This window comes from Bacillus sp. 5w2 (genome assembly GCF_054353775.1).
Window position 1 is genome coordinate 1 of record NZ_JBTIWT010000018.1, and the last position, 24,654, is coordinate 24,654.

A 24,654-nucleotide genomic window follows, 5' to 3' on the forward strand; every position below is an offset into this window, starting at 1 on the left:
TTTCTCCTTGGCTTTTTATTTTTAATTCTACACCTATCAAAAATCCCGGTAGGTTCGTCCTGTTTTTTCTTAAGCATAGAGTGCTAGACACCCCGCCTTCCCCTCCGGTGTTTTATAGCTTAATTATGATTTTTGACATACAAAAACGATAATACATGTTTACGTCCTAATAAAAAGGGTATGTATTAAATTAACAGGGCAAAGGAACTGGAGGGAATGAAAAAACATGAATTAAAGTTTCACTTTATAAAAGGCATTGCTCAAAGAAGATTCTGGAACCGATACTATAATGTAAGGAGCTGACTGCAATGAGTAAAAAAATTGCTATTTTAATAACGGATTATTTCGAGGATACAGAATACACAGAGCCAGTAGAAGCTTTTAATCAAAAGGGATATGAATTAACAACTATTGAAACGGAAAAAGGGAAAACGGTACACGGTAAACAAGGAAAAAGTGAAGTCGTAATTGATAAAAGTATTGATGATGTTTCTCCAGAGGACTTTGATGCCCTCTTCATACCAGGCGGGTTTTCCCCAGATATACTTCGTGCAGATGAACGGTTTGTTCGCTTTAGTAAAGCATTTATGAATGCGGATAAACCTGTTTTCGCTATTTGTCATGGACCTCAGCTACTCATCACTGCACAAACACTTGAAGGACGTGATGTGACTGGATATAAATCTATTGAAGTCGATTTGAAAAATGCCGGTGGAAATTTTCATGACAAAGAGGTTGTCGTATGCCAAAATCAGCTAGTAACAAGTAGACAACCAGAGGACATCCCAGCGTTTATTGAAGAATCGTTGCGTATATTAGGATAGCTACTTTGCTTCACTAACCTCCTTTTATTTATATAAAAAAATTTAATCAGTGGGGTTTCATTCATCCCCCACTGATTATTAGCCCTCACCAACTGGTCGTTTACAGGCAAACAGACCTCCACAAACAGCGGGATAAATAAAAAGAAGGGAATCTAAAAGTTCAGTTTTAATAATTTTTTGGATCCCTCCTTTTTTCGTCCCAAAATTTCTAATCACTATTCATAGGCAGTTCTCATATAGTGAAAATGACTATATAATTCCAATCCATAAGTTAAATAATCATTTTGCACATATATAAATACAAAAGATGGGAGCCTTATTTATGAATAACAATCCACCTTCAACGCCCCCAAATCCTACAGAAACAAATAATCGTGAAGTAAGCTTGCAAACGTTACGCGTCATTGGACTTATTGTACTGATTAGCGGCTACATATTAGTAGCTCTTTCTGAAGTAGGAACGTTAAAAAATCTTTTGCTACAGCCTAGCACTACTCCAAATTTAGCTGAAGTTGATCCGTTTTAAAAATTATATAAAAAGCGAGTCCCAGTATAACTGGTTCGCTTTTATATAGTTTCATCCAATCTGAGAAACATTTCTCTCATCCTCATACTTCTCTTTCCCTATCGCCTTCATAAATAATACAATACTGCTCATACCAACAATAAAGTACAGGGCACTCATGCCCCAAGATGCAAGAAATGAACCTAGCATAACACCTAATGCCCCGTTCATTTTTGCCACTTGAAAGACCATTCCGTTAATCGCCATATATGAACCTCTCGCCTCATTTGGCACCATATCTGCCATAATAGATTGACGCACTGGCACATACATCATCTCGCCTACCGTTTGGAAAAGCCCTGCAATTAATAAAATCCATAAAGTATTGCTCGTTCCGAGTATTGTAAAGCCAATCGTGTAAATGAATAAGCCTACATATAAAATTTTCAAATCGTTGAAGCTTTTCAGCATTTTAATAAGAAGTGCTGAACATAACACAACTAAAATTGTATTCTCTGCTGAAATCCAGCTCAGCATGCGAATACCTGTTAAATCAAACGTAAAACCATTCCCAAATAAAAAGTGCACCGTTTCAAATTCCTTCTGCAAACGCACTCCTAAATAATTATTTATTTGAAACTCTAAAGATAATGTACATATACTTGCTGCACAAAAAATTAAAAACGCTCTATCTTTCATCACGACTTTATAACTATCCGCCATATCTTTTAATACATTTTTCTTCTCCAGCGTTTTTCGTGCTACATACACTTCTTCCATATATACAGCCATCACATATAAAGTAATGGCTGCAACAAGCGTTAATACGATAAACAGTTGTAATCTATAGTTTTCAAATAGTAATCCGCCAAATATTGCTCCAATTGCAATTGATAAATTAATAGCCCAATAGTTAATGCTGTACATCACTTTTCGATTCTCAGGTGTACTCACATCAATTAACATCGCTTCAGTCGCTGGATTCATAAGTCCAGATCCTAAGCTATTCACTAACATAAATACGAACGTTAACCACGGTGAGTCTACATAATCTGAATTCGCAACTCCCATACAAGCAATGGAAATGACTTGTATACTTTGGCCAATAATCATCACTTTTTTACGACCGAGCCGATCTCCAACATATCCACCATATAAACCTATTACTAATGAAGCTATGACATTAATGAGTAGTAAAGTACCAGCAATCGCACTACCTAACTTTATGGAAAAATAAATCGCCATAAATGGAAAAATCATCGTGGACACAGTACGTGTTAAAAACGAAGTTATAATTCTAATTTTGATATTTCGATGCATACTCCAAAATCCCATTGTTCCCCCTCCTTATGCTTACTTATTTTACTTTGAAAAAGAGGAAGAAAAAGGTTAGAATATTCTAAAGAGTTTCCCCTTTTATAAAAGGAAGTGTATATGCATGAAGATTATGGACTATTACATTCGGTTAAGATTACACGCACAAGATCAACAACATATTCGAAATAGCTTACAAGAATTAGCGGATGTTTTATATTGCAGTACGAAAAACGTAAAGATTTTATTAAAGAAAATGAGCGAGGAACAATTAATTCACTGGACTCCAGGGCGAGGCCGCGGGAATAAAACGGAAATTAAATTTGCGCATAGTTTCCTAGAAGCGATTGAATCCTATACAGATGAACTGTTAACGCAAGAAAAGTTAAAGGATATTTTTCTTCTTTTAAAAGAACCCCTACCTCTTGCACTTCAAAAAAAGATAGAAAATAAACTGCATCATCATTTTGGATACGAACCTTCAAACGATATGTACGATATATTAAAGATTCCTATATCGAGAAAGATATTCCCATTAGATCCGGCCTTTGTGGCTGTAACTACGGAGAGCCATCTTACGAGTCAGATTTTTGACACGTTAGTCGTTTATAACGATGTTACTGAAAAAATGGAACCACACATTTCGCATACGTGGGAATTAAGTGAAGACGGGCTGACGTGGACCTTTTATTTACGAAAAGATATATATTTTCATAACGAAACAATTTTAACTTCTAAAGATGTACAATTTTCATTTGAAAGACTAAAACAAGTTCAATCTCCTTTCGAATGGTTAACAGAAGAAATTGTTCAAATTGAAACACCATCACCACTGCAAATTCGATTTCATTTAGCAAAACCCAACTTTTTTTTCTTACACTATGTTAGTTCCATGCAACTAGCAATTTTGCCGCTTGATGCGAGTATTCAAAATCATCATTATATAGGTACTGGACCTTTCAAACTTGCTCATTACTCTGAAGATAATATCGTACTCGAAGCGTTCACTCATTATTTTAAAGAGCGCGCGTTATTAGACCGTATTGAATTTTGGGGTATTCCTGATCATGTACAAATAGATGCTGATTATGAACTACCAAATGAAGAGCAAAATGAAAGGCATGATATACAAATAGAGGAAATAGGTTGTATTTATGCTAGCTTCAACTTTACAAAACCTGGCCCTCATCACGACATTTACTTTCGAAAAGCTTGGAGAGAACTATATGATGTTGAAACGATACTTCGTAACATAGAGGGTAGACGAACAATTTCTGCATCAAGCTTTTTCCCTGAAAGGAGTCGACAAGCTTCTAAAAGGTCTTACTCTTTAGAAAAAGCGAAAGAGTATGTAAACAAGAGCACCTATAATGGAGAAACGATACATATTTACTTCTTCGCATTTAAAGATAGTGCAAATGACGCATATTTCCTAAAAGAACGGTGTGAACAATTAGGAGTACACGTAGAACTTCATCCATTTCTCGTTTCAGATTATATGGATCGTTCTATTGATAAACATGCCGATATTATTTTCATGGGAGAAGTGTTTGCTGCTGATCATGAACTTGCATTCTTAAATGTATTTAAAAATAAAAGTTGCTTCGTAAATCGGTTCATGGACTCACACTATGGAAACCAAATTAACTGTTTACTTGATACCTTTTTATTAGAAGAAAATAAAGAGAAGCGCTATAAGCTTATGTATGAGATCGAAGAATTTTTACAAGCAGAACACATCATTTTATTTAACTATCACGTTTTAAAAAGAAAAACATACCCTTCTTCTTTGAAAAACGTAACAATTGATTCATTCGGCTGGGCAAATTTTGCAAAGTTATGGATACAGCCATCCACGTATTAAAATGTGAGTTTTTATAAAGTGAAACTTTAATCAGTGGGGGTTTTGTTCATCCCCACTGATTATTAGCCTTCACCAATCGGGCTTTTACGGGCAGCCCGACCCCCACCTAACTTCTTTGCTTCCGCTGAATTTTGAGGTGGGGGTCTTACTGCCCGTTAATGCGGGATAAAAGGAGAAGAACCATGAAACGCAACCTAGAAAAAAGACTTTCCTATCTATACACAGGTGAATTATTTTCAGTCATTACTTTTATTTTCACAAGTTACTTACTTAATTATGCTTATCCTACGTTACATTTATATTCCCTATATTCTTTTTGGGTCTCATTTCTTCTTTTAGAGTTTATCTTATTACAAGGAACAATTTACTGGTACGTAAAGTGGAAACGACTAAAGAAAGAGAAAACATCTGTTACGCCTATTAGAATGATTCAATATTTAAAAGTACTTAAAAAGATAAATATAGCATTCATTATCACGGGATTTATTACGTTTACTATTGATTTTGTAATTTGGTATCCCCACTTACCTTTAGGCGGGCTATCATTCACTCTATTTGTTTATATTTTTGCATTACTTGAGTACATTAACTATTATCATACTCAGCTTTCATACGATAACATCTCTGATATAAAACATTTAATCAAATCAAAAAAACTAAAACAGTCCTGTATAAGTAAAGATTTTCAACGTATTTCATGAAAGAGAAGGTACTACATCCTTAGTAGTACCTTCTTCACATACAGATCCAAACTATTATTTCATTACTCCATCTAAGTGATCTTTCAAGTTCAATAAATATTGCTCAATATTTGGATTCTTCACCACATCATAACAAGCAAAACTCTTTAACGGACTCATACCGAGAAACTTTTGCACGCGATGTAAATGACTAAGCACTGATTCTAAACTTTCTCCTTCAAAGAACTTCGTCTTATCTCCAAATGCTTTCTCAGGTGCATTCCAAGTTGTAGAGAACATATATTTCTTCTCTTTTAATAAACCACCTGTTCCATATTCATCAGCACCTTTAAAGAACAAACCGTATTCATATACTTCATCCATATACGTTTTAAATAAGCCCGGTACACTAAACCAGTAAATCGGTGTTTGATAAATTACAACATCCGCCCATAAAAACTTCTCTTGTTCTTCTTTCATATTGTAGCCATCTTGAATCGTTGTTGTTTTCACATGATGATTCTCGCTTAATACCGTTACCATATGATCTACTAACGTTCTATTTAATCGCCCTTCTTTCGTACCGTATTTTTCATGTCCATTTATAATCAATATATTTTCCATCGCTTTTCTCTCCCTTATTTTATTCCTCAGCTATTAACCCAAGTTGCTGTTTCAGCGTAAGATTATCTTCTAAATGCCAGTCTTCTGTTATCTTTCCGTCTTTCACATGTAAAATATCAATTGCAAAAAAATTGATTTTCTTATCATTATGCGTTCCTGTAAAAGAAAGACGAGCTGTTACTTTATCTCCAACGACTAATAAATCCTCAATCTCGCAATGTATATCAGGCACAACTTTACGAAAATTTTGTGCCGCAAACTTTAATCCTTCCGTGCCTTGTGGTCGCCCTTTCGGCAATGTATTATCGAAAAAATTTTCAGCAACAGTCTGCGGAATAAGCTCCTCTTTACCTGTATCCCAAAATGCGTAAAAACGCTGCGCGGCATGAACCATTTCGGTCGCTTCCTTTTTACTGATTGAAGGATCAATTGTCATTGCTTTTGGCTGTGGCATTTCTTTTAATAACTGGACTTCAGTTTTTTGCTCCCCGCCGCATGCTACAAGTACAATACAAATAACAAACAAACTAAGGAACCCAAACAACTTTTTTATCTCCATGAAAATCACCTCCCCCTCATACAAACCCTTTATATTTCTTATTGCTATTGTATATGTACTAACTTCCTTTATGGAAGTAGTGATATTTTTTTCATATAGTTACCAAAAGTATAGTTTTGTGATACTATAAAGCAAATTCATTCAAAAAAATTTTATGGAGGCTAGTTCCATGAACAATATAGATCCAGTTGAATTAACGAAAGGTTTACCTGGCATACCTTGTCCTATCGCTAAAACACTTGATGTAATTCGTACAAAATGGACGTTTTTAATTATTCGTGACCTTCTTATCGAAGGAACATTACGCTTTAGTGATTTGCAAAAATCAATGGACGGGATTAGTCCGAAAACATTATCGCTTCGACTAAAAGAATTAGAATCTCAAGGCATTATAACGAGAAAAGTATATCCAGAAGTTCCGCCTCGTGTAGAGTACACATTAACGGATAAAGGAAAGCAATTAGAGGGGATTTTTATTGAATTAAAACGGTTTGGATTAAGTTTATAAAACAAAAACCCCTTACCGTCGTAAGGGGTTTGATTACTTCGCAAAACTTTCAGCTAGTTGCTTCTCTCTCCACATAAATGTAATACCGAGACCAACTATTAAAACAACTCCTGAAAATGCATATGGATAATGAATATTCATATCAAATAATATTCCACCCATCGCTGGTCCTGCGATATTTCCTAAACTCGTATAAGTCGAGTTCATACCAGCAACGAATCCTTGCTCTTTTCCAGCTGCTTTTGATAAAAACGTCGTTAAAGCTGGACGCAGTAAATCGAATGCTAGGAAAATAAAACAAGTAACAAGAAGTACAATCCAATAATTAAAGACTATAGTTGAAACGAACGCTAATACCGCACCTACAATTAAACATATTTGAATCAACACTTTTTCACCGAACATGTCGACTAATTTGCCAAACATAAATACTTGCACAACTACCCCAAAGATTGAACTAATTGTAATAATTGCCGCAATATCTTTCGGTGTAAAACCAAACTTATGATCAGAAAACAGGCTAAACACAGTTTCATACGCCGATAAACCGAAAGCAAGTACAAATACGATAATAAATGCAATTGCATACATTGGATGTAATGATTTCTTTAAATCACCAATAAAACTTGATTCTTTCGTATTAGCAGAAATCTCTGCAAGCTCTTCTTTTGTTAACGGTTCTTTTAAAATAAAGATAGAAATTACACATGCTATAAAAGCAATTGCTGCAGCTACAAAGAACGGCACACGTATACCGTATTCTGCAATAAATCCGCCAATTCCAGGTCCTATAATAAAGCCGGTACTAATAGCAGCAGATAAATATCCCATCGCCTTTGGACGTTCCTGCATAGATGTAATATCCGCAACATATGCCGTAACACCAGGCATAATAAACGCAGCACTAATTCCGCCTAACACCCTCGCTGCATAGAGCATCCATACATCTGTTCCTAAACCAAAAAGAAGCTCTGAAACACCAAAAATAAATAATCCAATGATGATCATTTTCTTCCTACCATAAAGGTCGACCCACCGGCCTGTAATAGGTGAAGCAATAAGCTGAGCCATTGCAAACACTGCAACGAGATATCCCATCGTCTTCCCTGTTAAACCCATATCATTCATAAAGGACGGCATAACCGGAATGATTAATCCAATCCCTAAAAAAGCGATAAATATATTACTCAAAAGAATGACCAATACCATCTTTTGTTCTTTTATCGGTTTCTTCACTTTTAACACCTCTTCCCGTAAGTTCCTCTCAAAAAAATGCCTAAGAAGCTTTTTCTTTATCCTGCTATTTGTGGGCTAATCATGAGTAGAAATGCCTCCACCCATTAGAATTTCACTCTATCCTTCCACACATACATAAGCATTAGGTGAATGACTATCATTCAGTTTTCCTCAAAAATGAACCTACCTTTTCAGACAGGTTCATCCCACTATTTCTTTATATGTAGTGCATGTGTTAAAAAATCTAGTACTTCTGCCTTTTGTAGCTCGACTTGCTCATCATCTTTATGATCATATAAATAAACTTGTTCCGCTGCTGATTCAACAAGAGCAATAAATAACTTCGCTGTTCGCTCTGCATGAACCGAATCACGAATTTCACCAGCTTCTTTTGCCTCATTTAAAAACTCGCTTAGCCACTTATAAAGAGGCTCATACACAGCTTCCCATTCTTTTATATGTTCTGTAGATGCAAGCCCCGCATACATTAAAGCTTGTATTTCACGATATTCCTCTATAAAGTGAAATACCGCATCTATTACTTGCGTCACTTTACTTGAGAAAGGCGCATCATTTTGCACTTTTTCCTTTACTGCAAGTATCATCTTTTCAACCATCACTTCTGCTATTGCAGGCATAACAGATAACTTAGAAGGAAAATATAAATAGAAAGTTCCTTGTGCAATGCCCGCCAATTTCACGATATCAGAAATCTTCGTTTTTTCAACGCCCTTTTCCTGAAACACTTCAATAGCTGCATAGACAATTTTCTCTTTTTTATTCATCATCTAAACCCTTTCACACGCGTATTGAATGACTGTCACTCATTTTATAAAATAACTAGCTATACTGTCAATTATCGTGCACTTTTTATAATAAAAATCTCCTAACGACTTGTTAGGAGATGCAGTATACCTTTATGACAGAGCCTTTAATCCTGTCACGCCGCATACAATAAGAGCCACACTAATGATACGTGCTTTACTTTTCGACTCACCAAACAGGAACATATTTAATAAAACGGCACCTGCTGTTCCAATACCAATCCAAACCGCATACGCGACGCTTACTTGTAAGAATAAGAAAGATGTATACAAGAATGCGAAGGATGTAGCAAATCCACCTATATAAAGCGCTCCATTTGCTAACGTTTTATCTTTGCTATACATTTTAAGACCGATCACACCGACTATTTCACTAATTGCGGCACAAAATACGAAAAACCAACCCATCTTTAAGCAGCTCCTTCCACAGTTTCTTCTTTATTATCAGCTAGTTTTAAACCGATAACGCCAGCTACAACCATCACGATAAAAAATAGTTTTCCGACGCTGAAACTTCCGCCGAAAAGGAATACATCCATTAAGAAAGTACCTACCGTACCAGCTCCGGCAAAAATGGCATATACAGTCCCTGTCGCAAGATGTTCACACGCTTTAGAAAGAAAGTGAAAATCAACAGCGATAACTCCTAAAATAATAATCCAATGCCACCAAGTATCGGCCGTATTAAAGCCAAACACCCAAAAAATTTCAAAGATACATGTTAATATGACATATAACCAAGCTCTATTTTTCATACCTCTCACCTCTTATGACTGACTATCAGTCATTTTTGTTTTAAAAAAATATACTCCTTAATCACTACTATATAAAAACAGCTATCATCCTCATTTATCATTATATTCTTTCCATTTCCAAGCTAACTACATCCTCCCACAGAAAAATGACTGAATGTCATTCATAAATATTGTACATGAATATTTTAAGAACTGTCAATGCAAAAAGATTATTTAAAATTTCTTTCATCCGATTTGTATATTTCCTAATAATCTGTTAATACTGCTAGTAACATAATATTTTCTCCACTCCCCCTTGGAGAGATCCCTTGAATAGAGCAGTTAGCTTTTGCTAGCTGCTCTTTTTATTTTTCATCTTTCATAATCCAATTCAATCGCATGTTCACTTGATCCAAAATAAATATTTGCTTATGCAATACTATCACGATATTCTTCGCCATGAATTCCCGAAAAGTCATTTCAGATTCGTTTTAGATCTGATTTTCTTCGTTCTAAATCGGTAATGAGCTGTTTAATTTATTCAATTACCATTTCACTTTTTTGTTCTACAATTCGATATGCAATATTTCATATTTTATTATCGCAATATCACTTTATTAACCTTCATTTTATATAAATGGGTTCCTATTATGCGATAAATCAACATTTGTAATTTAATTCCTTATTTAAATCAGCTAGTTTTCATTTTTAAACACTATATTCGGATAATTATATTGGAATTTATTGTTCTACACATCCAAATACATCTTGTGTATTATGTAGGAGAAGAGTAATTAAAAGACTTACTCTTTGCTATTGAGGGAAGAGCCTGAGAGCCATATCAGGCTCTTCTTCGTTTATGTACCTTGTATTAAGATGCGATTTTCAGTAAAAAATTACATTCAAGAAATCATAATTTATCTACTATGAAAATATAAACACTAAATCTTCACATCCAATTTACCGAGCAGTTAGCTTTTGCTAACTGCTCTTTTTTATTTTCCAGCACACTGTGAGATTAAATCCATTTTTATCATATAACTAAGGAGCAGATTATGTTTTCTATTTATTTTCCAAAGAGGCCTTATATGCAATAATTTTATTCTCAAGCATCTTTTCTGTAGTTACTAAGTTTTCTCTTTGAATCTGAATAGATCTCCTATGATCTTCTAGAAGCTGTAAACGAGCTTCAGTCGTATGCTCTCCTTCTAAATATAACCTAGCGTATTCTCTTATTTTCGCTATTGGCATTTGCGTTTGTTTTAATTTCATGACAAACTGCAACCACTTTATATGTGACTCTTCATACAGTCGATTCCCATTTGTATCGCGATTTGCAATTAATATATTTTCCTTTTCATAATAACGTAGTGTATGTGTGCTCACTCCTAATAATGTAGCTACCTCACTAATTGTATACATACTCTAACTCCCTCCACGTGCTTACCCTCATATATTTTATAGCCTTATCAAATTTATAAAAAAACATTTGACTTAGAGTATACTCTAACAAATACAATCTAACCATAATACATTCATTTGAACTTAGGGGGATTTTATATGAAATACACTGTTATTACTGGTGCCAGTTCTGGAATTGGCTATGAATCAGCTTTAGCTTTTGCATCTCGCGGAAAGAACTTAATACTTGTAGCTCGAAGACAAGAAGAATTAGATGGATTAAAATTAAAAATTAACGAAATGAATCCAGAATTGGATGTTGTCATTCGAAGAACGGATTTATCTATCACGGAAAATGTTTATAAACTTTATGAAAGCCTACAAACTTTTCAAATTGAAACGTGGATTAACAACGCAGGGTTTGGTAATTTCGCCTCAATTGCTGAACAAAACTTAAATAAAATTGAAACGATGTTACATGTAAATATAGAAGCATTAACAATACTCTCTTCCCTTTTCGTTCGAGATTATTCAATGGTTGATGGCACACAACTTATTAACGTTTCATCAGGCGGTGGATACACGATCGTTGCTGATGCTGTTACGTATTGCGCTACGAAATTCTATGTAAGTGCATTTACAGAAGGCTTATCTCACGAATTGAAAGAACAAGGTGCAAAACTGCAAGCAAAGGTTTTAGCACCTGCTGCAACTGAAACAGAATTTGCAAAACGTTCATTGGATATTGATGAGTTCCAATACAATAATGTTGTACCGAAATTCCACACTGCAAAACAAATGGCACAATTTATGCTTGATCTTTACGACAGTGATAAAGTTGTAGGGATTGTCGATGGTTATACTTATAACTATGAGCTTAAAAACCCCATTTTTAATTTTGCAGTAAGAAAAACGAATTCAAGTTCTTAATTTCCCCTAAAATATAGATGCCCACTATTACGTAAATAATAGTGGGACTTTTTTCTCTCTGAAAATTTCACCCAACATATCGAATCATCGCCACCTCATCACAATGATCAACTTTTGGACAATGTCTACAATCAATCCATACTTTCTCCGGTAACGCCTCTCTATTCACAAAATCAAACCCGCACTTTTGAAAAAATTCCGTTTCATATGTTAAAGAAATGACTCTACTCACTTTTATTTTCGCTGCCTCATTTATTACATGGTTCACTAACATACGTCCAATTCCTTTTCCTGCATATGTATGCGAAACGACTAACGACCGAACTTCTGCAAGATCCTCCCCTAACACATGTAAACCAGCAACCCCAACAATTTTCTCGTCTTCCTTCATAACATATAAACATTGTAAATATTGATAGAGAGATAAAAGAGAACGCGGTAAAACCACTCCCTCTTTTGCATAAGCTTCAATGAGACTATAAATTTCTTTCACATCACTCGTAACTGCATTAAAGATTTTCATATTATATCCCCTTGCCCCGATATTAATATTTATAACCTAAATTGAATTTTAATACATATTTTTATATAATAATACATCTCTCCTTTTTCCCCGTCAATCACTTTTCTTAACCTTACACAAACAAAGAACCAAGCAATCTAATCGATGCTTGGTTCCTCATTTCGTATCGGCAATACGGTCGAATATTTAATTTCACGAAGTGCTAAACTCGTCTGTATCCTTGTAATACCAAGCTTATTCAGCTTTCTAATAAACTGCTCTAATTCTTTACGATCACGATTTGCAACCTTTAATAAATAATCATACTCTCCCGTTAAGCAGTGACATTCTAATACTTCCGGCATCGACTCTAATTCTTTTTCCAACACTTCAAGTTTATCCGATTGATGAATATTCGTACTCATAAAAATAAAGCATAACAAATCAAAACCAAGCTTTTCTTGGTTTAGAATGGCTACTTGCTTATCAATGAACCCTTCTCCATCTAATCTTTTTATTCTTGCATGCATCGCAGCCGGTGATAAATTAACACGTCGCGCAAGCTCTGCATTACTTACATGTGACTCCTTCTGCAATATATCTAAAATTTGTACATCTAAATCATCTAACACTTTAATAACAGACGACTCCACCAAAACTCCCCCTTTTTATTGCCGATGATTATTCGGAAATACACCTTATAACTTACATAAAATTGAATTTTTTTCCGCAAATGATATTCAAAACAAAACATTTTATCGACTTTTAACCATTATACAAAAGAATATATTACACAATGAAGAAAAATGCTAAAATTATTTACAATTGACATTGATTACAACAAAGGGGATTTTAGTATGCCTTATTTTTATGTCTTTTTACTATTATTAACGAGTTTATTATGGGGAGGAAATTTCGTCGTTGGAAAATCACTCGTTGATCATGCGTCGCCGATGACACTTACAAACTTAAGATGGATGATTGCCATCGTTTGTTTATTGCCGATGGTTTGGTTTAAAGAGAAGAAAATCATTCCACCACGTGCTGCCATACTTCCTTTAATACTAATGGGGATTTCAGGGGTCGCTCTTTTTAACATTTTTCAATTTTTAGCACTAGAAAAAACATCCGCAACAAATGTAGGACTTATTTCTACATTGAACGCAATTTCAATTGCACTATTTTCAGTATTATTTCTAAAAGAAAAAGTAAATACACTTCAAATTCTATCCATGATTCTTTCATTCTTTGGGGTTATTCTTGTTCTATTAAAAGGTAACTTTGCACTTTTATTTTCACTACATTTTAATAGCGGAGATTTATGGATGATTGCGGCAGTTTGTATTTGGGGAATGTATTCTGTTTGCAGTAAGTGGGCAACAAAAACAACTACACCACTTATGGCGACATTATATTCTGGTATTTTCGGCGTTATTTTATTACTGCCATTTAACATAGGGAACTTCACTGTTTCCAATATAAACACTTCTTTCATAACATCACTTTTATATACTGGGCTTATTTCCACAGTTCTTTGTATGGTATTTTGGAATATTGGCGTGCAAAAATTAGGAGCTACAACATCAGGGATTTTTCTAAACTTCAATCCGATTTTCACAGCTATTCTAGCATTCCTTTTCCTCGGTGAAGAACTAACGTGGATACAAATTTTCGGGACAATGATTGTTGTGACAGGATGTTATTTATTTTCTCATTTCAAAACGGTTACGGTTCAGCCCACTAGAGCTTTAATGCGGAAACATTCTTAATCAAAAAGATCGCCATCAAAGTGGTGATCTTTTTATTTACCTTTCATTTCTTTCACATACTGCTTTTCTTCTTCTGGCGATAAACGTTCTGTTGCCTTTCCAGTATCACCACCTTGAATTTCCCACAAAAAGTTATGCTCCTCAACCGTTTGTGAGAAATCCCCTTTCTTCCAACGCTCTAAAGTGGCAAGTAGCTTGGATTTATGTTTAAAATTTGTACTACTTTCTACTGCCTTCTTAGCACTAACAATTTCCTTATTTGTCATTTCAATAAATCCCCATTTTTCAGAGGATTTCACTTTTTGATGTACCATCCTATGCATGGTAGAAATAATTTCATCCTCACTAAATTGTGGCTTCTCTTCCTCAACTTTCTTCTCCTGTTGGCCCATTGCTTTTTGTGTTTTAAGACTCTTCTCCTCTTCCTCTATATAATTAAGAAGTTTAGTAGTACCGAATACAGCCCCTATCACAATTACAATCATGGTAATTGTCCCTATTATCCATTTCTTCATATTATGTACTCCCCATTCCCCTAATAATCACATAAACAAATGGAATCGCCTAGGCACAGTCGATTCCATTTGTTTCCTTATTTCATTTTAAACCTTCATCGCTTCCCTAACAATATAACTATCCACATACTGCTTAAACTTCACAATTTTTCCGTTCTCAAGTTGCCATACATGAACAAATTCTGCTTTAAATGATTTTCCCGTTTCTCTATAAACACCAGAATATATACCTTCAGCAATAATTACATCTTTTCCGTTTACTTCATGGTACGTATTTACACTCGCTTTATAATCATCCCATTCTGATCCTAATCGGCTAAATACATTTTCCATTATTGCTTCTACACCTATATAAGTTCCCCCGTACGGGAATCCTTCTGCCTCTGTCCATTCTACTTTTTCAGAGAGGGCTTCTACTAAATGTTTTGCATTCGAAGAAGCTGATCCTTCATACGTACTTCGAATAATTTCTAAATTTGATTTAGGCATGTTACTTCCTCCCGTTTTTATTCATTTTTTACACAAGGTGTAACCATTTTCGTTACACCTTGTGTAAAAAAATATTAAAATTATTTTATTCTTAATTCACAAGTTGTAATCATTATAGTTACAATAGTTCTTTAAGTCAACAATTTATAAATAAGTTTACTTCGTTTTCATTACTTTCTCTTTTAAGAAACGGTCTACATATCCTTCTGCTTTTACAACGAATAAATACGCACCCATTGATAATAATGCAAGATCTAATTCATATCCTGGATTCTTTCCATCTCCCAATAACCCTGCTGCTCCATTTACCTTTACGATAGCTCCAGCTAAAATAAGAGCGAATAACAATCCTACATATCGTACGCCTAAGCCGATAATTAATAATATACCACCAACTAATTCTACAGTTGCTACGCCATATGCAAGACCACCTGGTAAGCCAATGCTTGTAAACCATCCTGCTACGTTATCGATACCTGATTGAAATTTCGCTAAACCATGTGCAAAGAACGTTACTCCTAACACGATACGAATCATTAAATTCCCAATATATTGATTCATTTTGAACTCTCCTTTTTGTTTTGTTATGGTGAACTTTTATTTACAAATCAAAACAATACGGTATTTCATTCCATTCGTCAAATGATTTTTTTAAGAAAACAAAAAACATTATCCCTTTTACGGATAATGTTTTCTTACAAAGTAGCGCTAATTCAAGCTTTTACTCTATCGCACAAAAAAGTTGAAACATTTTTCCAGCGCCAACATACGGCAATAAAGATATATCCTCTTCTACAACCATGCCAACAACATTCACTTTCTCATCTTTAGGCAAATCATGTACAACAACTTGCATCTCTCCTGCATATCTACCGTACAATTCATTATCAATTGTAATGCTGCCTTTCTTTCTTGCAATTGCATGCATCGGCTGTAAAATCACTTTATTTCCTTCTCGTGATTCTACAGAACGAATGACATCACGAGCTGGATCTAGTCTATTTGTATGCACTTGTTTTACCATTTTTAATGCTTCACTTTCCTTTATCAATGGCTCATATCGTAGAGGAATAATCCCTCTACTCGCACTCGCTATCTCTTGTACACTTTCTAGACTTCCGCTTATATCCCCAATTAAAACTTTATCAACATCACACTCTTGTACAAGTTCTAAATAGGCTTCGAGCGGTCGCATATAACGATGTTTTTCTAACGTTGGTAAGCCTTCATATAACGGACCACGTTTTTCCCCATCGCCTGGAATAAATGCCATCGTTGTTATTCCGCACTCATGCAAATATTGATTTTGTTTTTGCAAGAAGGACTTTGCTAACGCTGTCTCTGGACGCGGATAAAAATTATGCCATGCTTCTACATTCTCTACTCGTATACTTTCTGCAAGTAACTCTTTCCAAAATGACTTTGTAATCGTACTCGCATTTAAAGCCACTTTCATCTTATGAGATACGCGCGCAATTTCTTTCGGCGTAATGCCATAATCCATTCGTAAACCAGTAATACCCCATTCTACTACCTCTTCCACATTTTCGTACGTCATTCCTAAATGGTGTAGCGATTTTGGAGAAACATCGACCATTAATTCCATTTCATTTTCAAGAGCCTGTTTCCCAAGTATTTGAATTAACTCTTTATACGTACCCGGATCATCTTCTGGAATGTGAAGTGATGTAAAAATAGATGAAAACCCGTTTTTCTTCGCTACTTTTAGCCACTCTTCTTGTTTCGTTACTCGTTCTTTTGCAAGATAAATTGAAACTCCGATCATATGAATCTCCCTTTCTATGAATAGAAAAAGAGAAAGGAATCCCTTTCTCTATATGTTTTCTGCCATTTCTTCTTTGAATCCGAAGAAGTACGTAAAGATGAATCCGAAAGTATATGCTACTACTAATCCAAGGAAATATAATAAATATTTATTATCAGCAATTAACGGAATTAATGATAATCCTGATACGCCGATTCCAAGTGCGGCTGTTTTCATAACGGCTTGGAATGCACCGCCGACAGCTGCACCGAGACAAGCTGTAAGAAACGGTTTCCCAAGTGGTAATGTAACACCGTATAATAACGGTTCGCCAATTCCTAAAAATCCAACTGGTAATGCACCTTTAATTACGTTACGCAGTCGTTTATTTTTTGTTTTTACAAAAATCGCAATCGCTGCTCCTACTTGCCCAGCTCCAGCCATGGCAAGTACTGGTAATAAAGGTGTTACGTGCGTTTGATTAATAAACTCCATATGAATCGGTGTTAAACCGTGATGTAATCCGACCATAACGAGCGGTAAAAATGTTCCCGCAAGTACTGCTCCTGCAAACGCGCCGCCAATATTTAAAATCCCATTAATTCCGCTTGTAATTCCTTCAGATAAGAAACCTGCAACTGGCTGAATGGCTAACATCGTTACGATACTTACGACTAATACAGTAATAAGCGGCGTTACAATAATATCAACTGCATTTGGCACTGCTTTTCGAACTTGTCTTTCCACTACAACCATAAGCCATGCTGCAAAAATAACTGCAAATAATCCGCCCCGTCCGGGTACGAGTGCTTCACCGAATAATTTTACAGTCGCCATCGCCGGGTTAAAAATTAAAATACCAGCAATTGCCCCAAGAACCGGTGTCCCGCCAAACTCTTTCGCTGTATTCCAACCGACTAAAATCCCTAAGAATGTAAAGATACCGCCACCAATGAGTAGTAACATTTGTAGCCACGTTGCATTCGGATCAGCACCTGCGTTTTTCGCAAAGTTAGCAACCCCGTTTATAATTCCTGACGCAACAAGACCCGGAATTAATGGAATGAAAATACTTCCTATTTTTCTTAAAAAGTTTTTCACTGGTGTATTATTTTTCTTCTTAATCTCTGATTTCATCTCTTGCCCGAGATCTTCAAGATGATGATCTGCCACCTCACCAATTCGCAGTCCTGTTAAACCTTCCATTTCAGCTGCTACTTTATTTACTGTCCCTGGTCCAACAACAACTTGAAGTGTCTCATCTTCAATAACACCCATAACCCCTTCAACCTTTTTCAAAAGGTCCATATTCACTTTACTTTCATCATGAAGCGTTAATCGCAGTCTCGTCATACAATGAGCAATACCACGAATGTTTTTTACTCCCCCAAGTTGCTCTGAAATTTCTTTGGCCATTCTCTCTTCTTTCTTCATAATAGAATCCCCCTCCCTATTATTTTATAGTGCCTTCTTCACAAACCCTTTCGCTTCTTTTAATTTCTCCAGTGCTTCCCCATACTCACACTGCAATAACACCATAACAATCGCGGCTTTCACATTACGTTCTGCTTTTTCGTAATACTCTGCTGCTACTTCATAACTAACACCTGTTGCTTCCACAATAATTCGTTTTGATCGTTCTACTAACTTTTCATTTGTAGACTGAACATCTACCATTAAGTTTTTATACACTTTCCCTACACCAATCATAGAAGCTGTTGAAATCATATTGAGTACTAATTTTTGCGCTGTACCAGCTTTCAAACGCGTTGAGCCTGTTAAAATTTCGGCGCCTGTTTCTACTTCCACATTTAGCTTTGCATATTTACTTATTTCAGCATTTTTATTACAGGAGATACTAGCTGTACTCGCTCCCACGCTATGCGCGTATTTCAATCCCCCAATGACATAAGGAGTTCGACCACTTGCCGCAATTCCAATTACAGTATCTTTCTCGTTTAATCCGATACTTTTTAAATCTTCTTCCGCGAACTCTTCACGGTCTTCGGCACCTTCCACCGCTTTAGTAAACGCTTTCAATCCTCCTGCTATAAACCCCTGTACCATTTTATTATCTGTGCCAAATGTCGGCGGACATTCCACTGCGTCTAAAATACCTAAACGACCACTTGTACCAGCCCCAATGTAAATGAGTCGCCCTTCTCTTTCAAATGATTGAATTACAGTTTGCACAACCTGTTCAATCTGTTCTATCTCTTTTTCAACTGCTAACGCAACAGTTCGATCTTCTTCATTCATGCTTTGCAAAACTTCTTTTATACTCATCTCATCTAAATTCATCGTCTTTTCATTACGGTGTTCTGTCGATAAATTTTCTAACATATTACCACCTACTTTGAAATTTAATTTCATACTTTTATTATAACTTTAAGAAATTTAAAATCAATATTACTTTATTATTTTATGAAATTTAATTTCTTTTCATGACGAATTTATCCCACTTTAACTGGCAGTAAGACCCCCACCTCAAATTCAGCGAAAGCAAAGAAGATAGGTGGGGGATCAACTGCCTGTAAAAGTCCGATTGGTTCAACTAATAATAAGTGGGGGATGCCCCCCACTTATTAAAGTTTCACTTTATGTCAGTACGAAAAAAAGATGGGTTTCCCCATCTTTTCATTTTAACTTCCGTAACCGCAAAGCTTCTTCTCTTGTCTCCATAAATTGATCCAACACTTTATTACCAATCCGATTAAACGTAATCACATATAAAGCATCAATCATATTCAATTGTGTCATTCTCGAAGCAATACTCGCAATACGATGATCTTGTTCTACATCTGGCATACAAAGACGAATATCCGCCTCTTTATATAACGGTGATGATTGATCGAGCTTGGTAATCGCAATAACTGTTGCACCTTGTCTCTTCGCATATTGCGCCATTTCAAGTACATCTTTCGTACGACCAGATGTTGAAATCGCCACAAATATATCGCCCTCTTTTAAATTTGTCACAAGCGGCAACATCATATGAAAATCAGATAGCATCATTGCAGTAAATCCGAGCCTTGTAAATTTATAAGCCCCGTCCATCGCTGGAGTAGCTGATCCGCCTACTCCGTAAAATATAATTTTATCCGCATTTACAATAAGGTCTGCTGCTTTTTCCAGCTCCTTCTTATCTATAGCCGTAACGCTCGCCTCAATTGCAGCTTTATTCACATATGTAACTTTATTAAACAAGTCATACGGTCCATCTTCCGTATTCATCACTGAAAAATCGTTAATATTATAATCAGCAATCGTTAATTCGCGAACGAGTGCGATTTTAAATGCTTTAAAACTTCCGATTCCAATCGACTTACAAAAGCGAACAACGCTCGCCTCACTTGCGCCTGCATTCGTTGACACTTCTTTCGTCGTTAAGTTCGGAACAATCTCTGCATTCTCCATTATGTACATGGCAACCTTCTTTTCAGCTGGTGAAAATTGATCCATATTACTTTCAATTTTAAATAGTAATGTAGAAGCTTTCACTATTTAACCTCCACTTCTTACGGTTGCGTATCTTCTCTACTATCATTTGTATCATATAGATAAAAAGCATCATTACCAGGTGGATGATGAACAATTACAGTTCGCTCCCCTTTTTTATATGACGTTATTTCACCTTCAGATCGCTGTTTTTCCCATCCATGTATCCAAATTGCAAAGTCAGGTACAAAAGCAGTGTACTTATAGTCTTTCGGATTTTCGTCTTCTACATAGGAAGAAAAAATAGAAACTGGAAAATCTTTCACTTTTGATTCTTTCCATGCAGTAAATGGTATACATAGTGCAATAAGTATGATTACACCGATAACCTTCCCCTTCGTAATCCTCACACATTTTCTCTCCTCGACTTATCATATACGTAGATTTTACCATAATTACAACCTATTCACGCTATATGACTATTGCTTTTTTCCAATAAAAAAGAGCTTACCTACATCAGATAAGCTCTTCCTCTCTATACAAAATATTTCTTCAAAAGCGGCGGCGTAATAATCGTCGTTAATATAACAACAATGACAATTGCTGTGAAATTTTCTTTCGCTAATAAATTCGCCGCAAGTCCATTCGCTGCGATGATAAGCGCCACTTCTCCACGCGATACCATTCCCGCACCGATACTAATAGAAGATTGAAGGTTGAATCCTGTTAGTCTTGCTCCTAAACCTGATCCGATTAACTTTGTAAAAATCGCAATAAGCGTCATAATGATAATGAACCAAAGCTGGCTTCCGATACCTTGAAATGTAATTTCCATTCCGATACTTACGAAGAACACTGGTACAAATATCGCATAAGCAATTGGCTCAATCTTATGTTCTACCTCATGCTTGTATTCTGTTTGAGAAATCGCAATCCCTGCTGCAAATGCTCCAATAATACCGGCGATTCCCATCATTTCACTGTAATACGAAAAAGAGAAACAAATAATAAGTGCTGCACTAATTAATGCTTCTGTTACGCGAAGTGGTACGAGCATCTTCATAATCCATGGAACCACTTTCCAGGAGATGAAAACGATACTTACAAAAAAGATAATTTTCTTTGCAATGACAAGCGTTACATTTACATCTTGTGTACCTAAAAAACTCATCACAAATGCTAATAAAATAACAACAATTACATCATCAAATACAGCTGCCCCTAAAATCGTCGTACTTTCTCTCGTATTCATTTTCCCTAAATCTCTTAATGTTTGAACAGAAATACTAACCGAAGTGGCACAAAGTAATAACCCTAAAAAGATCGCATGCGACTGTAACATTCCAAACGCAAGTCCTGCTAAATACCCACCAAGGAATGGGAAAATAATCCCTCCCATCGCTACTGCGAATGCAGATTTCAAATTCCGATTTAACTCTTCTAAATCCGTTTCAAGCCCCGCCATAAACATAAGTAGTAAAACACCAATCTCACTCAGTTCATCAATCAATTCAGAACTATTAATAATACCAAGCACAGCCGGACCGATAATAATACCAACAATTAACTTACCAAGTACAGAGGGCTGGCCGAGTCTTACACTAATATCACCAGCTAATTTCGTACAAAGTAAAATGACGACAAGTTCAAAATAAAATAACATAACATCTTCTCCTACTTTATAAAGTGAAACTGTAATCAGTGGGGAATTTCCCCATATCCACTGATTATTCGTTGAACCAATCGGGATAAAGTGAAACTGTAATGAGCGGTTTTGTCACTCTGTTAACCCTCGTCCATTCCTGCCAGTAGTTTCCCCTATTCATCCGCATTTTATTTGTCATATTTTTATTTGACAAAATATTCTGAATTATATTAAGATTAATCCAGCAATTTTAAAAAACTAGACACCATAACTGTACCTCCATTTACTTACGTACTCTTTTCTAGTGGGCTCATACTATATTCGCAGTTATGGAAATGAAAAAACGGGGGGAGAGTCCAAAGTGAAGTCATTATTACGAAAAAAAGCGCTTAGTACTGAATCACCACGGCAGTTAGATAGAACATTAACTGCACTTGATTTGACGTTTTTAGGAATTGGCGCCGTAATTGGGACAGGGATCTTTGTATTAACAGGTATTGTCGCAGCGAAACATTCTGGTCCTGGTATTATGCTATCATTCCTTATTGCTGCCTTTACTTGTGCTTGTGTAGCCTTTTGTTATGCCGAATTTGCTTCGTCTATTCCTGTCTCAGGAAGTGTGTATACTTACGCATACATGACAGTCGGAGAAGTTGTAGCCTTCATCGTTGGTTGGTGTTTAATGCTCGAATATTTACTTGCCGTAGCAGCGGTAGCTGTCGGTTGGTCTGGTTATTTACAATCTTTACTACAAGGCTTTAACATACACCTGCCCGCCATAATAGCCTCGGCCCCTGGCGTAGGAAAAGGCGGCATTATCGATTTACCTGCCGTTTGTATTTTACTACTCATTACAGGACTTTTAAGTTTCGGTATACGCGAAAGCGCACGCATTAATAATATTATGGTTCTTATCAAGCTAGCTGTTATTATCGCCTTTATCGTAGCAGGCGCAAAATATGTAAAACCTGAAAATTGGACTCCGTTCATTCCATTCGGATACGACGGTATTATTACTGGGGCTGCCACTGTATTCTTCGCCTTCTTAGGCTTTGATGCAATCGCAACCGCTGCAGAAGAAACGAAAAAACCACAGCGCGATTTACCAATTGGCATTATCGGTTCCCTTCTTATTTGTACTGTTTTATACATGATTGTATCTTTCGTTTTAACAGGTATGGTTCCGTATACACAATTAGATGTTTCGGATCCAGTTGCGTTTGCCTTACATTTCGTTGGTGAAGATACAATTGCAGGACTACTCGCTGTTGGGGCAATGACTGGAATGACAACCGTTCTTTTAGTCGTTATGTATGGACAAGTTCGCGTTTCGTATGCGATGAGCCGCGACGGTTTACTTCCAAAAGCGTTAGCACGTGTGAATAAAAAAGTAAAAATCCCTTTATTAAACACGTGGATTACTGGCTTTGTGTCAGCTTTATTAGCAGGACTTTTAGACTTACATGTATTAGCTAACTTAGTGAACATCGGTACGTTAACAGCCTTCACATTCGTTTGCTGCGCGGTACTTATTTTACGAAAAACACACCCTGACTTAAAACGCGGATTCCGCGCACCTTTCGTACCTGTATTACCAGTTGTTGCAATTCTTTGCTGTTTATATTTAATGATTAATTTGTCTAAAACGACATGGATTAGCTTTGCCGTTTGGCTTCTAGTCGGCTTATGCTTCTATTTCTTCTACTCTAGAAAACATAGTCACTTAGCTACTGAACAATCGAATGATGAAGAGAAAAAAGCATAACAAAATAGCTCGCCGATGAAACGGCGAGCTATCTTTCTGTACTATTATATTTTTTCGTTAACGATTGTAAAATAAAAAATATGCCGATGCAAGCTGTAAACCACGCCCAATTTCCTATTGGTGTAGAATATTTAAAAACGCCAATACCTACAAGCACTAGAAAAATAATCACCTGATATATAAGCTTCCACTTTTGCATATGTTCCCTCCTTTACTTCGTTCCCTTCTTTTTCTTCTTCCATGCATTTAAACTATCAAAGAAGAAATTAATAAATAACGTGCCTAAACCCGCTAATAAAAACGTCATTAAAAATAGAACCCATATACTTTTTTCTTTTAAGAAATAATATCCTACAAGGAGCACAACCGCGATCCATACATATTCAAGAATTCTTTTTAGCTTTTTCTCTTCCAAATTATTCGCTCCGATACGATAAACTTAACTAAATCTATACAATTCAATCAAATTTACACAAGTTAGTGCTTCATCGTGTTCTCGCAGCCCCAAAGGGACGAGGGGTATAACACTCCACACGAGGCAGTATCGTTTCTGTAAAGCTAACTGTGAAACAGATTTTCCAAATAGCTTATAGTATCTATCACTCATTCTTTTACAATAGTTATAAGCAAATCTTGCAGCACCAGCATGGTTTCTAAGCACTTTTTCTTGTTCAGGCGTTGGGATTAGTCTAACTTTCTTCGCCAATATCATCAGAAGCCTACTCCTTTACTGTGCGATTATTCGGGCACTCACCTTTCAGAT

At 35.9% G+C, this 24,654-nt stretch carries 29 protein-coding genes and 1 pseudogene; 8 read left to right on the forward strand and 22 right to left on the reverse strand.

All coding sequences use genetic code 11. From position 1 onward, the window contains the following. The first annotated feature begins 308 nt into the window (after positions 1-308). Together ACXY7N_RS23470 and ACXY7N_RS23475 are read left to right on the forward strand one after the other, a co-directional pair. The gene (locus ACXY7N_RS23470) at positions 309-824 is read left to right on the forward strand and encodes a type 1 glutamine amidotransferase domain-containing protein (protein WP_016133702.1); all 516 of its coding nucleotides are present in this window, start codon (positions 309-311) and stop codon (positions 822-824) included. A 322-nt stretch (positions 825-1,146) separates the two neighbouring features. Beyond that, the gene (locus ACXY7N_RS23475; protein WP_016089175.1) at positions 1,147-1,350 is read left to right on the forward strand and encodes a hypothetical protein; all 204 of its coding nucleotides are present in this window, start codon (positions 1,147-1,149) and stop codon (positions 1,348-1,350) included. A 51-nt stretch (positions 1,351-1,401) separates the two neighbouring features. Here ACXY7N_RS23475 and ACXY7N_RS23480 read toward each other — a convergent pair whose 3' ends face one another. Next, positions 1,402-2,664, reverse strand: a complete 1,263-nt coding sequence (locus tag ACXY7N_RS23480) for an MDR family MFS transporter (protein ID WP_488592633.1) — start codon at positions 2,662-2,664, stop codon at positions 1,402-1,404. A 103-nt stretch (positions 2,665-2,767) separates the two neighbouring features. Between ACXY7N_RS23480 and ACXY7N_RS23485 the strand changes: the two genes are divergently transcribed. Both ACXY7N_RS23485 and ACXY7N_RS23490 read left to right on the forward strand, forming a co-directional pair. Then, on the forward strand, positions 2,768-4,507 hold the full coding sequence (locus ACXY7N_RS23485) for an ABC transporter substrate-binding protein (protein WP_488592634.1): 1,740 nt from the start codon (positions 2,768-2,770) through the stop codon (positions 4,505-4,507). Between the two features lie 182 nt (positions 4,508-4,689). After that, on the forward strand, positions 4,690-5,208 hold the full coding sequence (locus tag ACXY7N_RS23490) for a hypothetical protein (protein ID WP_016133699.1): 519 nt from the start codon (positions 4,690-4,692) through the stop codon (positions 5,206-5,208). A gap of 54 nt (positions 5,209-5,262) precedes the next feature. Here ACXY7N_RS23490 and ACXY7N_RS23495 read toward each other — a convergent pair whose 3' ends face one another. Both ACXY7N_RS23495 and ACXY7N_RS23500 read right to left on the reverse strand, forming a co-directional pair. Then, a complete protein-coding gene (locus ACXY7N_RS23495) occupies positions 5,263-5,811 on the reverse strand; it encodes an NAD(P)H-dependent oxidoreductase (RefSeq protein WP_016089179.1) in 549 nt (182 codons plus the stop codon). 19 nt (positions 5,812-5,830) lie between these two features. After that, on the reverse strand, positions 5,831-6,370 hold the full coding sequence (locus tag ACXY7N_RS23500) for an ester cyclase (RefSeq protein WP_016089180.1): 540 nt from the start codon (positions 6,368-6,370) through the stop codon (positions 5,831-5,833). Positions 6,371-6,539: 169 nt separating this feature from the next. Between ACXY7N_RS23500 and ACXY7N_RS23505 the strand changes: the two genes are divergently transcribed. Beyond that, the gene (locus tag ACXY7N_RS23505; protein ID WP_001059468.1) at positions 6,540-6,878 is read left to right on the forward strand and encodes a winged helix-turn-helix transcriptional regulator; all 339 of its coding nucleotides are present in this window, start codon (positions 6,540-6,542) and stop codon (positions 6,876-6,878) included. 33 nt (positions 6,879-6,911) lie between these two features. Here the strand turns inward: ACXY7N_RS23505 and ACXY7N_RS23510 are convergent, their stop codons facing one another. The 5 genes from ACXY7N_RS23510 to ACXY7N_RS23530 form a co-directional block, all read right to left on the reverse strand. Continuing rightward, entirely contained in the window at positions 6,912-8,114 is a 1,203-nt protein-coding gene (locus tag ACXY7N_RS23510) for an MFS transporter (RefSeq protein WP_016089182.1), read from the reverse strand. 209 nt (positions 8,115-8,323) lie between these two features. Next, entirely contained in the window at positions 8,324-8,902 is a 579-nt protein-coding gene (locus tag ACXY7N_RS23515; protein ID WP_016133698.1) for a TetR/AcrR family transcriptional regulator, read from the reverse strand. Positions 8,903-9,031: 129 nt separating this feature from the next. Then, entirely contained in the window at positions 9,032-9,346 is a 315-nt protein-coding gene (locus tag ACXY7N_RS23520) for a DMT family transporter (protein ID WP_000539674.1), read from the reverse strand. A gap of 2 nt (positions 9,347-9,348) precedes the next feature. Continuing rightward, a complete protein-coding gene (locus tag ACXY7N_RS23525; RefSeq protein WP_000796014.1) occupies positions 9,349-9,693 on the reverse strand; it encodes a DMT family transporter in 345 nt (114 codons plus the stop codon). Positions 9,694-10,734: 1,041 nt separating this feature from the next. Then, complete coding sequence (locus ACXY7N_RS23530; RefSeq protein WP_016089185.1) at positions 10,735-11,094, reverse strand: MerR family transcriptional regulator; 360 nt, start codon at positions 11,092-11,094, stop codon at positions 10,735-10,737. A 138-nt stretch (positions 11,095-11,232) separates the two neighbouring features. Between ACXY7N_RS23530 and ACXY7N_RS23535 the strand changes: the two genes are divergently transcribed. Beyond that, a complete protein-coding gene (locus ACXY7N_RS23535) occupies positions 11,233-12,003 on the forward strand; it encodes an SDR family NAD(P)-dependent oxidoreductase (RefSeq protein WP_016089186.1) in 771 nt (256 codons plus the stop codon). Between the two features lie 67 nt (positions 12,004-12,070). Here the strand turns inward: ACXY7N_RS23535 and ACXY7N_RS23540 are convergent, their stop codons facing one another. Continuing rightward, positions 12,071-12,526 (reverse strand): N-acetyltransferase, encoded by a 456-nt coding sequence (locus ACXY7N_RS23540; protein WP_016089187.1) that lies wholly within the window; start codon positions 12,524-12,526, stop codon positions 12,071-12,073. A 137-nt stretch (positions 12,527-12,663) separates the two neighbouring features. Then, positions 12,664-13,158 (reverse strand): Lrp/AsnC family transcriptional regulator, encoded by a 495-nt coding sequence (locus ACXY7N_RS23545; RefSeq protein ID WP_016089188.1) that lies wholly within the window; start codon positions 13,156-13,158, stop codon positions 12,664-12,666. Between the two features lie 204 nt (positions 13,159-13,362). Here ACXY7N_RS23545 and ACXY7N_RS23550 point away from each other — a divergent pair, with 204 nt between their 5' ends. Next, positions 13,363-14,274, forward strand: coding sequence for a DMT family transporter (locus ACXY7N_RS23550; RefSeq protein ID WP_016089189.1), 912 nt, complete (start codon positions 13,363-13,365; stop codon positions 14,272-14,274). A gap of 32 nt (positions 14,275-14,306) precedes the next feature. Here the strand turns inward: ACXY7N_RS23550 and ACXY7N_RS23555 are convergent, their stop codons facing one another. From ACXY7N_RS23555 to ACXY7N_RS23595, 9 genes are all read right to left on the reverse strand, one after another. Continuing rightward, complete coding sequence (locus ACXY7N_RS23555) at positions 14,307-14,789, reverse strand: PRK06770 family protein (protein WP_488592635.1); 483 nt, start codon at positions 14,787-14,789, stop codon at positions 14,307-14,309. Positions 14,790-14,876: 87 nt separating this feature from the next. Continuing rightward, on the reverse strand, positions 14,877-15,278 hold the full coding sequence (locus ACXY7N_RS23560; RefSeq protein WP_016133692.1) for a nuclear transport factor 2 family protein: 402 nt from the start codon (positions 15,276-15,278) through the stop codon (positions 14,877-14,879). A gap of 156 nt (positions 15,279-15,434) precedes the next feature. Beyond that, positions 15,435-15,839 carry a DoxX family protein gene (locus ACXY7N_RS23565; RefSeq protein ID WP_001077759.1) on the reverse strand — a complete coding sequence of 135 codons (405 nt, stop codon included), beginning with the start codon at positions 15,837-15,839 and terminating at the stop codon, positions 15,435-15,437. 160 nt (positions 15,840-15,999) lie between these two features. After that, positions 16,000-17,064 carry a DUF871 domain-containing protein gene (locus ACXY7N_RS23570; RefSeq protein ID WP_367888439.1) on the reverse strand — a complete coding sequence of 355 codons (1,065 nt, stop codon included), beginning with the start codon at positions 17,062-17,064 and terminating at the stop codon, positions 16,000-16,002. Between the two features lie 48 nt (positions 17,065-17,112). Next, the gene (locus ACXY7N_RS23575; protein ID WP_048567144.1) at positions 17,113-18,477 is read right to left on the reverse strand and encodes a PTS transporter subunit EIIC; all 1,365 of its coding nucleotides are present in this window, start codon (positions 18,475-18,477) and stop codon (positions 17,113-17,115) included. A gap of 24 nt (positions 18,478-18,501) precedes the next feature. Continuing rightward, entirely contained in the window at positions 18,502-19,386 is an 885-nt protein-coding gene (murQ, locus tag ACXY7N_RS23580; protein WP_016089194.1) for an N-acetylmuramic acid 6-phosphate etherase, read from the reverse strand. 294 nt (positions 19,387-19,680) lie between these two features. Then, the gene (locus tag ACXY7N_RS23585) at positions 19,681-20,544 is read right to left on the reverse strand and encodes a MurR/RpiR family transcriptional regulator (protein WP_016089195.1); all 864 of its coding nucleotides are present in this window, start codon (positions 20,542-20,544) and stop codon (positions 19,681-19,683) included. A gap of 17 nt (positions 20,545-20,561) precedes the next feature. Further along, positions 20,562-20,891: a hypothetical protein gene (locus ACXY7N_RS23590; protein WP_016089196.1), complete on the reverse strand. Its 330-nt coding sequence runs from the start codon at positions 20,889-20,891 to the stop codon at positions 20,562-20,564. A 125-nt stretch (positions 20,892-21,016) separates the two neighbouring features. Further along, entirely contained in the window at positions 21,017-22,144 is a 1,128-nt protein-coding gene (locus ACXY7N_RS23595; protein ID WP_000899803.1) for a cation:proton antiporter, read from the reverse strand. Between the two features lie 343 nt (positions 22,145-22,487). Between ACXY7N_RS23595 and bcaP the strand changes: the two genes are divergently transcribed. Next, positions 22,488-23,891 carry a branched-chain amino acid transporter BcaP gene (bcaP, locus tag ACXY7N_RS23600; RefSeq protein WP_088084621.1) on the forward strand — a complete coding sequence of 468 codons (1,404 nt, stop codon included), beginning with the start codon at positions 22,488-22,490 and terminating at the stop codon, positions 23,889-23,891. A gap of 28 nt (positions 23,892-23,919) precedes the next feature. Here the strand turns inward: bcaP and ACXY7N_RS23605 are convergent, their stop codons facing one another. The 3 genes and pseudogenes from ACXY7N_RS23605 to ACXY7N_RS23615 all read right to left on the reverse strand — a co-directional run. Further along, positions 23,920-24,090, reverse strand: a complete 171-nt coding sequence (locus ACXY7N_RS23605) for a hypothetical protein (protein ID WP_016089198.1) — start codon at positions 24,088-24,090, stop codon at positions 23,920-23,922. 12 nt (positions 24,091-24,102) lie between these two features. Continuing rightward, complete coding sequence (locus tag ACXY7N_RS23610; protein ID WP_000391504.1) at positions 24,103-24,306, reverse strand: hypothetical protein; 204 nt, start codon at positions 24,304-24,306, stop codon at positions 24,103-24,105. Positions 24,307-24,432: 126 nt separating this feature from the next. Then, a pseudogene (locus ACXY7N_RS23615) lies at positions 24,433-24,603 on the reverse strand (helix-turn-helix domain-containing protein); the annotation flags it as partial. Between the last annotated feature and the right edge of the window lie 51 nt (positions 24,604-24,654).

What these genes read in the sequence shown, in the direction of transcription:
- ACXY7N_RS23495 (WP_016089179.1), bottom strand. Translation starts at nt 5,811, where the DNA reads ATGGAAAATATATTGATTATAAATGGACATGAAAAATACGGTACGAAA.
- ACXY7N_RS23485 (WP_488592634.1), top strand. Translation starts at nt 2,768, where the DNA reads ATGAAGATTATGGACTATTACATTCGGTTAAGATTACACGCACAAGAT.
- ACXY7N_RS23480 (WP_488592633.1), bottom strand. Translation starts at nt 2,664, where the DNA reads ATGGGATTTTGGAGTATGCATCGAAATATCAAAATTAGAATTATAACT.
- ACXY7N_RS23530 (WP_016089185.1), bottom strand. Translation starts at nt 11,094, where the DNA reads ATGTATACAATTAGTGAGGTAGCTACATTATTAGGAGTGAGCACACAT.
- ACXY7N_RS23490 (WP_016133699.1), top strand. Translation starts at nt 4,690, where the DNA reads ATGAAACGCAACCTAGAAAAAAGACTTTCCTATCTATACACAGGTGAA.
- ACXY7N_RS23470 (WP_016133702.1), top strand. Translation starts at nt 309, where the DNA reads ATGAGTAAAAAAATTGCTATTTTAATAACGGATTATTTCGAGGATACA.
- ACXY7N_RS23550 (WP_016089189.1), top strand. Translation starts at nt 13,363, where the DNA reads ATGCCTTATTTTTATGTCTTTTTACTATTATTAACGAGTTTATTATGG.
- ACXY7N_RS23515 (WP_016133698.1), bottom strand. Translation starts at nt 8,902, where the DNA reads ATGATGAATAAAAAAGAGAAAATTGTCTATGCAGCTATTGAAGTGTTT.
- ACXY7N_RS23575 (WP_048567144.1), bottom strand. Translation starts at nt 18,477, where the DNA reads ATGAAGAAAGAAGAGAGAATGGCCAAAGAAATTTCAGAGCAACTTGGG.
- ACXY7N_RS23535 (WP_016089186.1), top strand. Translation starts at nt 11,233, where the DNA reads ATGAAATACACTGTTATTACTGGTGCCAGTTCTGGAATTGGCTATGAA.
- ACXY7N_RS23540 (WP_016089187.1), bottom strand. Translation starts at nt 12,526, where the DNA reads ATGAAAATCTTTAATGCAGTTACGAGTGATGTGAAAGAAATTTATAGT.
- ACXY7N_RS23595 (WP_000899803.1), bottom strand. Translation starts at nt 22,144, where the DNA reads ATGTTATTTTATTTTGAACTTGTCGTCATTTTACTTTGTACGAAATTA.
- ACXY7N_RS23520 (WP_000539674.1), bottom strand. Translation starts at nt 9,346, where the DNA reads ATGGGTTGGTTTTTCGTATTTTGTGCCGCAATTAGTGAAATAGTCGGT.
- ACXY7N_RS23525 (WP_000796014.1), bottom strand. Translation starts at nt 9,693, where the DNA reads ATGAAAAATAGAGCTTGGTTATATGTCATATTAACATGTATCTTTGAA.
- ACXY7N_RS23565 (WP_001077759.1), bottom strand. Translation starts at nt 15,839, where the DNA reads ATGAATCAATATATTGGGAATTTAATGATTCGTATCGTGTTAGGAGTA.
- ACXY7N_RS23570 (WP_367888439.1), bottom strand. Translation starts at nt 17,064, where the DNA reads ATGATCGGAGTTTCAATTTATCTTGCAAAAGAACGAGTAACGAAACAA.
- ACXY7N_RS23475 (WP_016089175.1), top strand. Translation starts at nt 1,147, where the DNA reads ATGAATAACAATCCACCTTCAACGCCCCCAAATCCTACAGAAACAAAT.
- murQ (WP_016089194.1), bottom strand. Translation starts at nt 19,386, where the DNA reads ATGTTAGAAAATTTATCGACAGAACACCGTAATGAAAAGACGATGAAT.
- ACXY7N_RS23560 (WP_016133692.1), bottom strand. Translation starts at nt 15,278, where the DNA reads ATGCCTAAATCAAATTTAGAAATTATTCGAAGTACGTATGAAGGATCA.
- ACXY7N_RS23505 (WP_001059468.1), top strand. Translation starts at nt 6,540, where the DNA reads ATGAACAATATAGATCCAGTTGAATTAACGAAAGGTTTACCTGGCATA.
- ACXY7N_RS23500 (WP_016089180.1), bottom strand. Translation starts at nt 6,370, where the DNA reads ATGGAGATAAAAAAGTTGTTTGGGTTCCTTAGTTTGTTTGTTATTTGT.
- ACXY7N_RS23555 (WP_488592635.1), bottom strand. Translation starts at nt 14,789, where the DNA reads ATGAAGAAATGGATAATAGGGACAATTACCATGATTGTAATTGTGATA.
- ACXY7N_RS23605 (WP_016089198.1), bottom strand. Translation starts at nt 24,090, where the DNA reads ATGCAAAAGTGGAAGCTTATATATCAGGTGATTATTTTTCTAGTGCTT.